The following is a 15607-nucleotide window of genomic DNA, read 5'->3' as shown; positions in this document are numbered from 1 at the left end:
TGAGTGTGCAGACAATGATCAAACCAACACCCAATCCCCCCGAAACCGAAGACTCGACCTCCCCCTACGCTTCCCCCGATTCCACCAGACTCCACGAGGCCGCTGAAAAAGCCCTCGATCACTACCTGAAAAAAGCCGCCGCTGCGCCGTCGTGCAATTCCGTCGATCGCGGCATGCAGATGTTCATGGTCGCGCCCGACATCAACCCCGAAGCGATGGCCATTCAAACCTACGAAACCTTTTCTTCGGTCAGCATTCTGCTGCTCGACCTGGCGGACAGCCTCGAGGACAAGCCGCGACATCTGGCGATGGCGATCTATCAGTTGAGCGAGATGGGCCTATTGCTGGCGGAAAAGGCGCTGGATCAGGAGCGGGCGATCGCGGTGGCGTGACGTAAAAATCAAAAGATCGCAGCCTTCGGCAGCTCCTACATTTGGAATGCGCTCCCCCTGTAGGAGCTGCCGAAGGCTGCGATCTTTTGCTGTTCAGGCAGAAGCGGGCAGCGGCTGAAAACTGAAATACTGCTTCAGCGCCAGCACCAGTTGGCCAAACTCCGGCGGAGCGCGGCGCAGGATGAACCCGGCGTCGTAATGCAGCGGCGTGGCGTCTTCATGGCACCACACGCAACAGGCGCTGAAATCGATGACTTGCTGGCTGCCATCGCGGGCGGGGACCTTGAGGCGTAACTGAAAATCCACCCCGATCATCATCGGCAACTGGCTGATCAGCATCAGCCCGTCCGTAGACACATTGCCGAGAAAGCCGACGGGTTTGTCGGTGACGCTGTTGAACACTCTGAGGTAATACGGCAATTGATGCCGTTCGATCCGGCGGTCGGTAAACATGATGTGCTGTTCGCCATGCAGGGCTCCGTCACGGAGCCGCACCTGTGCTTCGGAACGAACCTGTGCGACAGGCCCGCTCTCCCCGCTTCCGGTGTGACGGTCGCGACAATCGCCGTCACCTTGTAACTGCCAGTCGCAGGTGTTGCGCCGTTATCGAGACACGGCTCGAAACGGTTTCCTTGACTATAGCGGAGCTTGTACAGACGGCCAGATTTTGTACGAAAACCGCGTCAGAAGCGCGTCGGCCGTACCACCGCAGCGGCGCTGCGTGTCGGGTAATGGCCCAGGCTCTGCAACGTTTCCAGACGCGCGCGGGCGCGGTAGGCGTATTCGCTGTTGGGGTACGAAGCGATGATGAACTGGTAGGTCTGCACCGCGTCGATGTAGAGCTTCTGTCGTTCCAGGCACTGACCGCGCATCATCGACACTTCCGGCCACACGTACGGGCGGGCGCGGCTGGCGCGTTCGACCTTGGACAGTTCGAGCATGACCTGCTCGCAGTTGCCGCGTTCATAGGCGCTGTAGGCGTTGTTCAAATGGTGGTTCATCGACCAACGGGTGCAGCCCGTCGCGGCGAGGGCGCTGAGGGCAAGGGCGGCAATGGGCAACAATCGCATGGGGGTTCTCCTGTCTTGTGCTCTGTATCGACCCCAGGTCGGAAAACTTCAGACGCGCTGGTCGCAAAGTTGCCGCGTTCAATAAAGAAAACGATAAGTAGTGCATTCGAACAATGACTACACCCTTCGAGCATAGTAGCCTCTGCCTGCGCTTGAACTCAGGAGTCTTTGCATGTCCGTCCGTCGTACCAAAATCGTCGCTACCCTTGGCCCGGCCAGTAACTCGCCGGAAGTTCTCGAACAGCTGATTCTGGCTGGTCTGGACGTCGCCCGTCTGAACTTCTCCCACGGCACCCCCGACGAGCACAAGGCTCGCGCGAAGCTGGTGCGTGACCTCGCTGCCAAGCACGGCCGCTTTGTCGCCCTGCTCGGTGACCTGCAAGGCCCGAAAATCCGTATCGCCAAATTCGCCAACAAGAAGATCGAGCTGAAGATCGGTGACAAGTTCACCTTCTCCACCAGCCATCCGTTGACCGAGGGCAACCAGCAAGTGGTCGGCATCGACTACCCGGATCTGGTCAAGGACTGTGGCGTGGGCGACGAGCTGCTGCTCGACGACGGCCGTGTGGTGATGCGCGTTGAAACCGCCACCGCCACTGAACTGCATTGCGTAGTGACCATCGGCGGCCCGCTGTCCGACCACAAAGGTATCAACCGTCGCGGTGGCGGTCTGACCGCGCCGGCCCTGACTGAAAAAGACAAGGCCGACATCAAGCTCGCCGCCGAAATGGAAGTCGACTACCTCGCCGTATCCTTCCCGCGCGACGCCGCCGACATGGAATACGCCCGTCAACTGCGTGACGAGGCCGGCGGCACTGCCTGGCTGGTGGCGAAGATCGAACGCGCCGAAGCCGTGGCCGACGACGAAACCCTCGACGGCCTGATCAAGGCCTCCGACGCGGTGATGGTTGCCCGTGGCGACCTCGGTGTGGAAATCGGCGATGCCGAACTGGTGGGCATTCAGAAGAAAATCATTCTGCACGCACGTCGCCACAACAAGGCCGTGATCGTCGCGACGCAGATGATGGAGTCGATGATCCAGAACCCGATGCCGACCCGCGCCGAAGTGTCCGACGTGGCCAACGCCGTGCTCGATTACACCGACGCCGTGATGCTCTCGGCCGAATCCGCCGCTGGTCTCTACCCGCTGGAAGCCGTGCAGGCGATGGCGCGCATCTGCGTCGGCGCCGAGAAACACCCGACCGGCAAGACCTCCAGCCACCGCATCGGCAAGGAATTCAGCCGCTGCGACGAGAGCATCGCGCTGGCGACCATGTACACCGCCAACCACTTCCCGGGCGTCAAAGCGATCATCGCGTTGACTGAAAGCGGCTTCACCCCGCTGATCATGTCGCGGATCCGCTCCTCGGTGCCGATCTACGCGTTCACCCCGCACCGCGAAGCCCAGGCCCGCGCAGCAATGTTCCGTGGCGTCTACACCATCCCGTTCGACCCGGCCTCGCTGGAACCGCACGAAGTCAGCCAGAAAGCCATCGACGAGCTGACCAAGCGCGGCGTCGTGGAAAAAGGCGACTGGGTCATCCTGACCAAGGGCGACAGCTACCACACCACTGGCGGCACCAATGGCATGAAGATCCTGCATGTCGGTGATCCGCAGGTCTGAGTGACCGGCAGCTGAAACGCAAAAAGCCCCGCCATGTGAATGGCGGGGCTTTTTTGCTTATGATTCAACAGATATTTTGTCTGGTAAGGCCCTTTTGCGAGCAAGCTCGCTCCCACACTTGAAATGCAATCTCCTGTGGGAGCGAGCCTGCTCGCGAAGGCGTCTTGACACTCAGCGAAAGAACCCGCTCAACGCCGCCACCGCCTCTGGCGAACGCAGCCGCTGGGTAAACAATGCGCCCTCCTCCTCGATCACTTTGCGCAGCAGCTCGCGATCGGGCGCTCGCATCAGTTGCTTGCTGATGTGCACCGCTTCGGCCGGCAGCTCATCAAACCGCAGCGCCATTTCCCGGGCCTTGCTCAACGCAGCCGCGCCACTGTCCAGCGCTTGTGTGGCAATCCCCCATTGCGCAGCCTGCTCGCCGCTAAAGCCTTCACCGAGCAATAACAACTCAGCCGCTTTCGCTTGCCCAAGCAAACGCGGCAGGATCAGGCTTGAACCGAATTCGGGGCACAACCCGAGGTTGACGAACGGCATGCGCAGCCGGGCGTCGCGGCTGACATAGACCAGATCGCAATGCAGCAGCAGGGTCGTGCCGATACCCACCGCGGCACCGGCCACGGCGGCGATCACCGGTTTGCGGCATTCGAGCAGATTGAGCATGAAGTGAAACACCGGGCTGTCCAGGTCGCTCGGCGGTTGTTCGAGGAAGTCGGCGATGTCGTTGCCGGCGGTAAAACATTTGGCGCTGCCGCTGATCAGCACGGCGTTGATTCCGGGGTCGCTGTCGGCCTGTTTAAGTGCTTCGGCGAGGCGGCTGTACATGGCGCGGGTCAGGGCGTTTTTCTTGTCCGGGCGGTTGAGGCGCAGGGTCAGCAAACCGCGCTCGCGTTCCAGCAGGATGGCTTCGGTCATGGCGAGTCTCGCGTCTGAAAATCAGCGCTCAACCACGGCTCACAAACACATCGGCCAGCAGTTGGTTGCGCGGCAATCCGGCCAGATACAGACGCTTGGCGAATGCGTCGACACTGGTCGTCGAGCCGCAGACTAAGGCCAGGGTCTGCCGGGAAACAAGGCGCAGTTGTGCCAAAGCGGCGGCCGAGTCGGCCGCTGCCCACAGCTCGACACTGAGGTTCTCGCGCTGCGCGGCCAGTGCGGCAAGGGGTTTGGCCAGATAGTGTTCGCGTTCGTCATGGGCCAGGTGAATGACGCGGATGGCGCCTTGGTGATCCTCACGCAAGGCCTCACGCAGCACCCCGAACAACGGCCCCAAACCAGTGCCGGCAGCCAGCAGCCACAGCGGCCGGGCGTGCCAGTCCGGATCGTAATGCAAGGCACCGCCGCGCAGTTCGCCAAGGCGGATCGAGTCGCCGATCTGCAGCTGGCGTGCGGCATCGATGAATTCGCCGGGCTGGCGGCAATCGAGGTGAAACTCGAGGAAGCGGTCTTCTTGCGGCAGGCTCGCCAGCGAGTACGGTCGGGCGATGTGGCCGATCCACAACACCAGATGCTGGCCGGCGCTGTAGCGCAATGGCCGCTGCGGGGTCAGGCGCAGGCGCAGGACGCTGTCGCTGAGCCAGTCCAGCGCTTCGACCACGGCCGGGCGGCCGTCGCTGATCGGGTCGAAGGTGTGTACCTGCAAGTCTTCGACCACCTGACACTGACAAGCCAGGCGCCAACCGTCCTGACGTTGCTCGGCACTCAAGGCATCCGGACGATTGTCGGTGGGCACACCTCGGATGCATTTCACCAGACAGGCATGGCAACTGCCGGCGCGGCAGCTGTAGGGCACGGCAACGCCGTTCTGATTGAGACTGTCGAGCAGGTTGCTGCCCGCTTCAACCGTCCACTGCCGATCACCGACACGCAATTCAGGCATCGACGTTCTCCCACGCGGCGGCACAACGATTGCGCCCGTCACGCTTGGCCCGATACAGCGCCTGATCGGCACGCTGCAACGCCTCATCCAGATCATCGCCAACGGACAGCAGGGTCATGCCCGCCGATAGGCTCAGGTTGCGCACTTGCAGGCCCATTAATTCCACCTCACTGAAGGCGATGCGCAAACGCTCGCAACACGCGGTCAGGCGTTCGGCATCGCAGTCGGGCACCAGCACGACGAATTCCTCGCCACCATAACGCGCCAGCACGTCACCGTCGCGCAGACAGGCTTGCGCCACCCCGGCAAACGCCTGCAATACCTGATCGCCGGCGGCGTGGCCGTGCAGGTCGTTGATGCGCTTGAAGTGGTCCAGATCGATCAGCGCCAGCCCGTGCATCACGTCGCTGTCCAGCGCGTTCAGCTCGCGCGAGGCGATGCGCAGGAAATGCCGGCGATTGAACAGCCCGGTCAGTTCGTCGGTGGCGACCAGATCTTCAAGCTGGCGCATCATCCCGCGCAGGGTGTCCTGATGCGCCTGCAAGGCAAACCGACGCTGGCGCTGACGTTGTCGGGAAACCTGGACAAAACGTGCGTAAAGCACCAGCCACGCCAAGACCATCGCCAGAATGCACACCTGCAATGCTGCGAGCGCAGGCTCGGCCAAGCGGAAGTGGTAGGCGTCCCACAGGGTAATCGCGGAAAAACTGAAGAACACCAACAGCGCACAGCGGATGAACACCCGCCGGGTGAGATGGAACAGGCCGAACAGCAGGATCAGCACGTAAAACACCAGAAACGCGCCGCGCGCTTCGTCGACATGGGCGATCAGCCACGTTTGCCAGCCCAGGCCCATCAGCACTTGCGCTTCGGTCAGGCTCGGGTCGGCGAAGCGCTGGTTGCGCCCGCTCCAGAACATGGCGAAAAGGCTCGCCTGACTGATCACTACCAGCGCGCTGCCGATGGCCACGCCACTGAGCGATTGCTGGTAATGCCCGGTGAAAAACGCCAGCCACAGCAGCAGCAGAGCCAATCCGTAGGTGGCCGCAGCGAGGGCGAAGCGTTTGAGCAAAAGGCGTTGAATGGCGTTATGGGTCAATCGTTGACTCACCGTGCGATAGGAGGCTGACCGAGTGTCCTACTCTACAGACCGGATGCCACTTTAGAGGGCCGGTCGCTAAATGACCACCGATTTTCGGGCTCGAAAATTGACGTCAAAAGTGTGGCCTACTGACACCGCCAAAAGCCCCTCACCCTAGCCCTCTCCCAGAGGGAGAGGGGACTGACCGGGTTGTTTATCCGAGTTACACCGACTTCAAACATCGCGCCGAACTCGAGTCTGGAAACGGCACAAAACAGCTTCATTTTCCTGAGCCGGACTTAGTTTTTGAACAAGATGAAGATAGGCTCCCTTTCCCCCTCGCCCCATCTGGGGGAGAGGGCTGGGGTGAGGGGGGCGATCCTGAAGTGCAAACCCGCTGTCCGATATTCGCCCACCCATGCGACCAACGAATGACTGCCGGCGCGTGTACGCCCCACCGAGGCGCGGTATACTGCCGCGCCTTTTTAGCGTCGCGCCAGCAGCCCCGGCGTGCCAGAGGATCAGCTGTGAGCCGAAAGCCTCAAGCTGCCCCATAGAATGTTCCCGTGTTTCAGAGGAGCGCGACTCATGACCGTGATCAAGCAAGATGACCTGATTCAGAGCGTTGCCGACGCCCTGCAGTTCATTTCCTATTACCACCCCGTGGATTTCATCCAGGCGATGCACGAAGCCTACCTGCGCGAAGAGTCGCCAGCGGCCCGTGATTCGATGGCGCAGATCCTGATCAACTCGCGCATGTGCGCCACCGGCCATCGCCCGATCTGCCAGGACACCGGTATCGTCACCGTGTTCGTCCGTGTCGGCATGGACGTGCGCTGGGATGGCGCCACCATGGGCCTGGACGACATGATCAACGAAGGCGTGCGTCGCGCCTACAACCTGCCGGAAAACGTCCTGCGTGCTTCGATCCTGGCCGACCCGGCGGGTGCTCGGAAAAACACCAAGGACAACACTCCGGCCGTGATTCACTACTCCATCGTCCCGGGCAACACCGTGGAAGTGGACGTGGCGGCCAAGGGCGGCGGTTCCGAGAACAAGTCGAAAATGGCCATGCTCAACCCGTCCGACTCGATCGTTGACTGGGTACTCAAGACCGTTCCGACCATGGGTGCCGGCTGGTGCCCACCGGGCATGCTCGGCATCGGCATCGGCGGCACCGCCGAGAAAGCCGCCGTCATGGCCAAAGAAGTGTTGATGGAATCTATCGACATCCACGAACTGAAGGCCCGTGGCCCGCAGAACCGCATCGAAGAAATGCGTCTGGAGCTGTTCGAGAAGGTCAACCAGTTGGGCATCGGCGCCCAGGGCCTCGGTGGCCTGACCACCGTGCTCGACGTGAAAATCATGGACTACCCGACCCACGCCGCCTCGCTGCCGGTGTGCATGATCCCGAACTGCGCCGCCACTCGTCACGCACACTTCGTGCTCGACGGTTCCGGCCCGGCTTCGCTGGAAGCGCCACCGCTGGACGCCTACCCGGAAATCGTCTGGGAAGCCGGCCCGTCGGCGCGTCGTGTCAACCTCGACACCCTGACCCCGGAAGACGTGCAGAGCTGGAAGCCGGGCGAAACCGTGCTGCTCAACGGCAAGATGCTCACCGGTCGCGACGCCGCGCACAAGCGCATGGTCGAGATGCTGAACAAGGGTGAAACCCTGCCGGTGGATCTGAAAGGTCGTTTCATCTATTACGTCGGCCCGGTTGATCCGGTCGGTGACGAAGTGGTTGGCCCGGCGGGTCCTACCACCGCAACGCGGATGGACAAGTTCACCCGCCAGATCCTCGAGCAGACCGGCCTGCTGGGCATGATCGGCAAGTCCGAGCGCGGCCCGACCGCGATCGACGCGATCAAGGACAACAAGGCTGTGTACCTGATGGCAGTCGGCGGCGCTGCGTACCTGGTTGCGCAAGCGATCAAGAAGTCCAAGGTGCTGGCATTTGCCGAGCTGGGCATGGAAGCGATCTACGAGTTCGAGGTCAAGGACATGCCGGTCACCGTAGCGGTGGACAGCAAAGGTGAGTCGGTACACATCACTGGCCCGGCGATCTGGCAACAGAAGATCAGCGAAAGCCTGGCGGTAGAAGTGCAGTAAGCCTCTGGCGTCATGAAAACGGCCGGTGCATCCGCAAAGATGCCCCGGCCGTTTTTGCTTGTTCAAACCAATTGCGATAAAAGAATCGCCCAAGCACAGAAAACGATCTTGCGCACCTGTCAGATCTGACAGGTCCATCTCCGGCCCACTCCTGTTAGCGTCTGTCCATACGCCCTATGTAGCGCGAATGGACTCGACCATGGCCGATCAAGACCTCAGCATCACAGCTCCCTCCATCGCCAAGAGCTCATCGATCGCCACCATCGGCAAGAGCTGGAGCGCCGTCGGGCCGACCGCCTCGGCTGGATGCGAATTGCTGATCCCGCTATCGAGCGGTCGTGGCTACGGCCCGCAAATACCCCTGTCAATCAACAGCCAGAGCGGTAACGGTCCGTTTGGCCTTGGTTGCCACCTGGGCCTGAGCCAGATCAGCCGCCGCACCAACAAAGGTGTTCCACGGTATACCGAGCACGATGAAATCATCGGGCATGACGGCGAGGTGTGGATGCCGGAGCTCGATGATGCCGGAGACTTGAAGTCGCGCACGGAACACAGCTACAGAGACCGCCCCATTCCCGAACACAACGTCGTGTCTTACCGGGCGCGGATCGAAAGCGATTTTTCCCTGCGCGAATGCTGGCATCCGGCTGACGGTGGAACCCCCTTCTGGCTGGTCCACGGTGCCGACGGCACGTTGCATGTCTACGGCAAAACCAGCGCCTCACGCCGTGCCGACCCCGACGACGAATCGCGCATCAGTAGCTGGCTGCTGTGTGAAAGCATGAACGCCCATGGCGAACACATCTGCTACGAGTACAAGCCCGACGATCAGCCTGACGAGCAAGATCCGATTCACGACTACCGCGCCCAGCGCTATCTGCGACGGGTGTGTTACGGCAATGCCACGGCGAGCGACCGTCTCTATAGCTGGGACACCGACCGGCCGACGGATTTGCCTTGGCATTTTCAACTGGTGTTCGATTACGGCGAACGCAGCAGTTCGCTGACGGAGACCCCGAGCTACGAAGAAGTGAACCGCTGGCGGCTGCGACCGGATCCGTTTTCCACCTATGGCCAGGGTTTTGAACTGAGCACCCGCAGGCTGTGCCAGCAAGTGTTGATGTTTCATCACTTCCCCGAAGGGCTGGCGACAGAGGCGAAGCTTGTACGTCGCCTGCTGCTGGAATATCGACCTATCCAGAACTCTGCGCCGTGGGCCTACAGCCAGATCAGCGCGGCGCACTATCAGGCCTTCGATGCGCAAGGCAATGTCGAGCATTCACCGCCGCTAGAGTTCGAATACTCGCCCTTCGAGATCAACAAGACAGCTGCACGCCTGTTGGAAAACGAGACTCAACCGGGCATCGAAGACGGCGGGTTCTACCAATGTGTCGATCTGTATGGCGAGGGCGTGCCGGGTTTTCTCTGCCGCTATGACAACGCCTGGTACTACCGCGAGCCGCTGCGCGCGGCGCCTGGTACCGAACTGATCGGTTACGGCCCATGGGCTCTGCTGGACAAGATCCCGGTGGCAGATCGTAACCGCGCCGTGGCGCAACTGCTGGATCTGACCGGTGATGGGCGCCTGGACCTGATCATCGCCCGCTTGGGTTACTGCGGTTTCCATGCGCTGAATGCGCAGCGCCAATTCGAACTGTTCAGCGCGTTCGACACGTTTCCCCGGGAACACCAGGATCTGACTTTGACCATGGGGGATTTCAGCGGCGACGGCCTGATGTCAGCGGCCAGCATCAGCCCCGACCGTGTGCGGCTCTATGCCAGCCTGCGCGAAAAAGGCTTCGCCGCCGCACAGGAAATCCCCCATGCATACGAAGACGACCGTCTGCCGGTGTTCAGTAACTCGCGAACCGAACTGGTGCTTCTGGGCAATCTGCTCGGCAGCGACATGCCCGAGCTGTGTCGCATCCGCCATGACGAAGTCCGCTGTTGGCCGAATCTTGGTCATGGCAAATTCGGTCAAGGTCGCAAGATCAGTGCCCTGCCCTTCACCTACGACGAATTCGACGCCGCACGAGTGCGCCTGGCCGACCTCGATGGCTCCGGCGCGCCCGCGCTGATCTATCTGCGATCCGAAGGATTCGACATTTACCTGAACCGGGGCGGCAACGGCCTGGAGCAGATTCCCGTCAGCGTGCCGTGGCCTGAAGAGGTGCGTTATGACCGCTTGTGCCAGGTCAGTTTCGCCGACCTGCAAGGCCTCGGTTGCGCCAGCCTGATTCTGACGGTGCCGCATATCCAGCCTCGGCATTGGCGCTACGATTTTGTTGCAGCCAAGCCCTATCTGCTGGTCAACAGCAACAACAACATGGGTTACTCCAGCAGCGTGACTTATCGCAGTTCGGCTCAGGAATGGCTGGATGAAAAGGAGCGGCTGCTGGCACTTGCGCGTGCACCGGTATGTCATCTGCCGTTTCCGCTGCCCGTGGTGAAGAAACAGGAGCAACACGACGAGATCACCGACAACCGGTTGACCCAGTCATTCACCTGGCGCGAAGGGTTCTACGACGGCAGGGAACGGGAGTTTCGCGGGTTCGGCTATTTGCAGCAACTTGACTGCGAGATTGGAGCCGATCCTTCAGAGCCTGGCTTCAACGAGCCGGTGCAAACATGCACCTGGTTTCACAACGGGCAGGAAATGAATCGTTCCCGCGAGGATTATTTCAACGCGGACGTGGACGCCTGCCCGTTGGGCGAAACCCTGTTCAGTCGTTATCACCCCAAAGGTGAAATCGATGAGCCTGTCACCCCGGAAGATGCCGACAGTCGCTACCGGATTGCGCAGGCACTGGTCGGCTCGGTCGCCCGAACGGAGACGCTTGCCTACCAGGAAGATTCGCAGGTACCTGGCGCTGCCATGCTGTACTCGGTAGAGGAAAAGCGTTATCTGGTGCGCGAGGTGCGGCCCCAGGGGCCATATGCCGCAGCCGTTCTGCTGCCCCTTCAGGCTGAAGCAATCAGTTATCAGTACGACGGCTTTATCAATGACCCGCTGTGCCGCCACGATGTCAGCCTGCGCTGGGACGCTTATGGCGCCGCGACCCATGCACTGACGGTGAGCTATGCGCGCAGGTTGACCGCCCAGAGCCCGCCCCCTTCACCGAGGACCACCTGAATCAATGGTGGTCCGACGCTCACGACGAGGCGCAGCAATACTTTTACATCAGTGAAACCCGTGCGCGTCTGATCAATCTGCCAGAGGCGCAGCAATGGCGACTTGGCTTGCCCTATCAGGAACGGGGCGACGCGCTGAAATTGGCCAAAGGTACGCTACCCGGCGAGCTGAACCCGGCACAGATATCTTTCGAATCGTTGAGAAAGCTGCAGGATTCGCAAGAATGGGCCATCGAACGGGTACTGACTTCCCAATCCATACAGCGTTATGTGGACGTAGAGGGTATTGAACTGGACGACGGCGTCGCCGGATTCGAAGCCCTGTCGCATTCTCTGGAGCTTGCCTTGCTGGACAAGAACGCGCTGGACGCTTACAGCATTGTGCCGGATCTGAACATTCGCGAAGCCCTCGAGGCAATTGGTTACTCACCCATGCCGCTGCTGTTCGAAGCACCGCCCAGCGAAGAACCAAACCTCTGGTCATCGCGGTTCAATCTGGCTCGGTACGGCGACTTGCAAGCGTTCTATAAAGTGCTCGATTTCAACGAAACGCCAAGCCATGGCGTGACCAAAGCCGAATACGATCAACACTGGCTGACGGTCATGCGCATGGAGTTGCCCGACGGTTGTGCCGTGCAGGTCGCGGAATTCGATTACCACGCCCTGAAACCCAAGCGAATCACCGACGCCAACGACAACACTGAAGAAGTCATCCATGAGCCTTCCGGTCAGCCGCTGGTCATCAGCTTTCACGGTACCGAGAATGGCAAACCTGCCGGATTCGACAAGCTGACCGATGACTGGACCTTGCCGGCCCCCAGTCCGGAACAGGCCATCCAGTATCCGGAGGACACTGTAAAAAACGCAGCCAGCACCCTGCACAAAAACCTGTTCAGCTGGATGGGCCTGATACCCGCCTCCACGCTTCAAACCCTGTCAATCAAGCAGGGCGATCTGTTGCCCGGCGGGCAGATCCGCGCCAGCGCACGTCGCCGGCTCGCGCAAAGCCTCAATCTGACGCCTGAAGACCAGCAATTGCTCGAGGCCATTGAACTGGCGTACCGGGAGCCGGTACACACCGTGGTGCTCAGCGCCGACCGCTATCCCTACGACACCGTCAAGGCACAGATCCAGATTGTCAAAACCTGCGTCGATGGCTTTGGTCGGGTACTGCAAACCCAGCAGAAGGTCGACCCCGGGCTGGCTTATGTGGTGGGTGAGGATGGTCAATTGCTGATCGAAGAAGGTGAGCAACCGACGCAGACACGCTGGCGCATCAGTGAACGCGTCGAATACAACAACAAAGGTCTGCCGCAGCGCCAATACCGGCCGTTTTTCGCCAACACGCACCGCTACGTCAATGATCAATCGCTGCGCCAACTCGGGCTCTTCGATCAGCTGTTCTATGACGCAACGGGGCGTCCGATCAAGCTGATCAACGCCAAGGGCGACTTTTCCCGCGAGACGTATCATCCCTGGTATCACACCAGCGAAGACTTCAACGACACCGCTGAAGAGGTGGTGTCTACGCGAGGGTCAGGCGCATGAGCGCCTCCACACATTGGCGCACGCCTTCGCTGACAGCCAGCGACGGACGTGGCCTGCCAGTCCGTCAGGTCGCTTATTTGCGTACCGTGGCGGGCGACACGCCTAGCGCACTCGTGACCCGCCAGCACCACGATGTCGCCGGGCGCCTGGTCGCGCAACAGGATCCGCGCCTGCCGATCGCGAACACAACTACCGTGTTTTCGCTGAACGATATCGCCGTGTTTACCAACAGCCGGGATAGCGGCTGGCGCCTGCTGCTGCCGGGCAGGGCCGGGGAGCCCGGACACCGCTGGGACGCGCGCGGCCATGTCTGGCAATCGACCTTTGACGGGCAATTGCGCGTGGTGCAGCTCGAAGTGTCGGGAAACGGCGAAAATCAGCTCGATACCTTCACTTACGCCCCCGGCTCCGCCGGAGCAGACTCCAACCTGCGCGGCCGGTTGATCCGGCAGACAGATCCGTCAGGCTCGCTGGATATCACCAGCTATGCCCTCACCGGACAGACACTGGTGGAAAAGCGCACATTTGATGATCACCAAGCGTTCACCAGCCATCAGGTGTTCAGTCCGCTTGGCGCCGTGCTTGAACAGACCGACGCCGGCGGCCATCGCAGAACCTCGCGCTATGGTCTTGCCGGGCAACTCAGGCAAATGCACTTGCAAGTGAAGGCAAACATCACGCAAGTCCTGGAGGATGCGCACTACAACGCCAATGGCCAGCTCATCGAGCAAGAGGACGGCAACGGTGTGCTCAGCGAATGGACCTACGATCCAGCCGACGGACGCTTGCGCACCCGGATCAGCCATAAGCCCGGCCAACCCGCATTGCAGGATCTGCAATATTTCTACGATCGCGTCGGCAATATCATCCGCATCGAAGACCACGCCTTCGAGCCCACCTGGTTCGCCAATCAACGGGTCGACGGCCACCGTGAATTCGACTACGACTCCCTGTATCGCCTGATCCGTGCGACCGGTCATGACGACGCCCTGCCCCCGGACATTCCCGGCCTGCCGCGACCGCCCGACGAGCGAAACCGCCTCAATTACACCCAGACGTATAGCTACGACGATGGCGGCAATCTGGCCGAGTTGCGTCATCAGCGCGACGGCAACAGTCGTACCCGCACGATGTGCATCGACCAGAAAAGCAATCGCGGGGTGCGTTGGCAAACAGGTGACGAGCCGCCGGACTTCGACATCTGGTTCGACCCGCACGGCAATCAACGCAAGCTGCGCCACGGTCCGTCATTGCACTGGAACAGCCGTGACGAGCTGGAGCGCGTGGATCTGGTTATCCGTCAGGACAGCGATAACGATGCCGAGTATTACCAGTACAGCGCGGGCCAGCGGGTCCTCAAATGTCATGAATGGTTCACCGACAAGGTCCGCCACTTCCACCAGGTGCGTTACCTGCCAGGGCTGGAAATTCGCAGCAAGGACAACGGCGAAGTGCTGCACATCATCAGCCTCGGTAACGCGCGCTGCCTGCATTGGGCGCAACGGCCAGCGCCGATGGACGACCAGATGCGCTACACCCTCGAAGACCACCTCGGCTCTTGCGTAATGGAGCTCAATGAAGACGCTGTGGTCACCAGCGCAGAAGGCTATTACCCGTTCGGCGAAACCGCATGGATGGCGCCGGAATCGGAAATCGAATACCGCTTCATCCGTTATTCCGGCAAGGAAATGGATGTCAGCGGTTTGTACTACTACGGCGCCCGTTATTACGCGCCGTGGTTGCAGCGTTGGGTCAGTGCTGATCCGGCGGGGGATGTGGATGGGTTGAACCTGTATGGTTTTGTCGGTAACAACCCGATTCTGTTCATCGATAACGACGGTAACAAAAAAGACTTACCGTCTGACGTCAGACAGGACATCGCGACCTACGCAAAAGTCCTGGATAACCTGGGCAATGAGCTGCAAACGTACAATCGGCAATTGAACGGACTGTTCAGCGCTACGGACATTTCCAAACGCATGGCCATAAACACAGGCTTCAACATTGGCAAGGGAGTTGCCACCACGACAGCAGGGAAAGGCGGCGAAGCACTTGGGACGCTGATATTGCCCGGAGTCGGGACATTTATCGGAGGGATTGTCGCCTCAAAAATCTCCGGCGCGGCAATGGACAAACTCGGCGAAATTACAACTGTTTCCACTCCCGTCCTGCCCGATGCCAAAAAACTGAATCCCGAGAGCATTCACAGCAACGCCACAACGAGCATTTTAACCCCTCTGAGATACGCAAAAAAAATAGCCAGATCTTATGATCCTCGGACTTCCGAGGGAGCAAATAAGCTGATCGGAACAGTAGCCGAGAAAACGCTCAGCAAGTTTGCGCAGGTACCCGCTGCGAGTGACATGATGGCCATTGCTTACGCGGGGAAGGACACAGCCACAGCGCTGGCCGGTTTAAGGGATATCGAAATTGATGACCTCGAGACAGCGTTGGGTTTGATTATCGACATGCTTGAACAGGACCAAAGCGACATCAATGCGGCTTTCAGTGAAATCGGAGTCAACGAGTTTTATGACCAAGGCCTGGTGGGCTCATTCGGTTTTGCGCTGGATCTTGCAAAAGGTAGCGTCGGAACCCAGAACTCCAGCTCAATGAGCCGGGATCGGATCAAGAAAGAAATTTCCGTGCGCATGGCTGAAGCAAGGCGCGGTATTGAGTTGATTGGCAGGTATCGCCAATACAGCGGTCAAAAGACGGCGTAAACAAGTTCGCCTACCTTCAGGCAGTTTTGCCGTGGTTCTGCGCCTG

General features: G+C 60.3%; 11 protein-coding genes. 6 read left to right on the top strand and 5 right to left on the bottom strand.

Annotated elements, in window-relative coordinates; genetic code table 11:
- The first annotated feature begins 14 nt into the window (after positions 1 to 14).
- Positions 15 to 392 (top strand): DUF6124 family protein, encoded by a 378-nt coding sequence (locus AB4N48_RS03830; RefSeq protein ID WP_217851343.1) that lies wholly within the window; start codon positions 15 to 17, stop codon positions 390 to 392.
- A 93-nt stretch (positions 393 to 485) separates the two neighbouring features.
- Here the strand turns inward: AB4N48_RS03830 and AB4N48_RS03825 are convergent, their stop codons facing one another.
- Together AB4N48_RS03825 and AB4N48_RS03820 are read right to left on the bottom strand one after the other, a co-directional pair.
- Positions 486 to 845 (bottom strand): PilZ domain-containing protein, encoded by a 360-nt coding sequence (locus AB4N48_RS03825; protein WP_041479819.1) that lies wholly within the window; start codon positions 843 to 845, stop codon positions 486 to 488.
- A 230-nt stretch (positions 846 to 1075) separates the two neighbouring features.
- On the bottom strand, positions 1076 to 1462 hold the full coding sequence (locus AB4N48_RS03820; protein WP_095181453.1) for a tetratricopeptide repeat protein: 387 nt from the start codon (positions 1460 to 1462) through the stop codon (positions 1076 to 1078).
- A gap of 172 nt (positions 1463 to 1634) precedes the next feature.
- On the opposite strand from AB4N48_RS03820, the gene pyk reads away from it, so the two are divergent.
- Positions 1635 to 3086 carry a pyruvate kinase gene (gene pyk, locus AB4N48_RS03815; RefSeq protein WP_024014116.1) on the top strand — a complete coding sequence of 484 codons (1452 nt, stop codon included), beginning with the start codon at positions 1635 to 1637 and terminating at the stop codon, positions 3084 to 3086.
- 171 nt (positions 3087 to 3257) lie between these two features.
- Here pyk and AB4N48_RS03810 read toward each other — a convergent pair whose 3' ends face one another.
- The 3 genes from AB4N48_RS03810 to AB4N48_RS03800 are packed head-to-tail and all read right to left on the bottom strand — an operon-like array spanning position 3258 to position 6064.
- Complete coding sequence (locus AB4N48_RS03810; protein WP_460094841.1) at positions 3258 to 4001, bottom strand: enoyl-CoA hydratase-related protein; 744 nt, start codon at positions 3999 to 4001, stop codon at positions 3258 to 3260.
- A gap of 28 nt (positions 4002 to 4029) precedes the next feature.
- Positions 4030 to 4965, bottom strand: a complete 936-nt coding sequence (locus AB4N48_RS03805) for an iron-sulfur-binding ferredoxin reductase (RefSeq protein ID WP_252884757.1) — start codon at positions 4963 to 4965, stop codon at positions 4030 to 4032.
- Positions 4958 to 6064 (bottom strand): GGDEF domain-containing protein, encoded by a 1107-nt coding sequence (locus AB4N48_RS03800; protein ID WP_073471934.1) that lies wholly within the window; start codon positions 6062 to 6064, stop codon positions 4958 to 4960. The genes AB4N48_RS03805 and AB4N48_RS03800 overlap by 8 nt, the downstream gene beginning before the upstream one ends.
- A 570-nt stretch (positions 6065 to 6634) precedes the next feature.
- Between AB4N48_RS03800 and AB4N48_RS03795 the strand changes: the two genes are divergently transcribed.
- From AB4N48_RS03795 to AB4N48_RS03780, 4 genes are all read left to right on the top strand, one after another.
- The gene (locus tag AB4N48_RS03795; RefSeq protein WP_016773454.1) at positions 6635 to 8158 is read left to right on the top strand and encodes a fumarate hydratase; all 1524 of its coding nucleotides are present in this window, start codon (positions 6635 to 6637) and stop codon (positions 8156 to 8158) included.
- A gap of 199 nt (positions 8159 to 8357) precedes the next feature.
- A complete protein-coding gene (locus AB4N48_RS03790) occupies positions 8358 to 11291 on the top strand; it encodes a SpvB/TcaC N-terminal domain-containing protein (RefSeq protein ID WP_460143627.1) in 2934 nt (977 codons plus the stop codon).
- Positions 11292 to 11398: 107 nt separating this feature from the next.
- Complete coding sequence (locus tag AB4N48_RS03785) at positions 11399 to 12838, top strand: hypothetical protein (protein WP_460143626.1); 1440 nt, start codon at positions 11399 to 11401, stop codon at positions 12836 to 12838.
- Complete coding sequence (locus AB4N48_RS03780; protein ID WP_460094836.1) at positions 12835 to 15561, top strand: RHS repeat domain-containing protein; 2727 nt, start codon at positions 12835 to 12837, stop codon at positions 15559 to 15561. Before AB4N48_RS03785 ends, AB4N48_RS03780 begins: the two co-directional genes overlap by 4 nt.
- Positions 15562 to 15607: the final 46 nt, after the last annotated feature.

Source organism: Pseudomonas sp. S2_C11, assembly GCF_054668395.1.
Note: the sequence above shows the minus strand (reverse complement) of the source record. Positions and strands in the feature narration are given on the sequence as shown.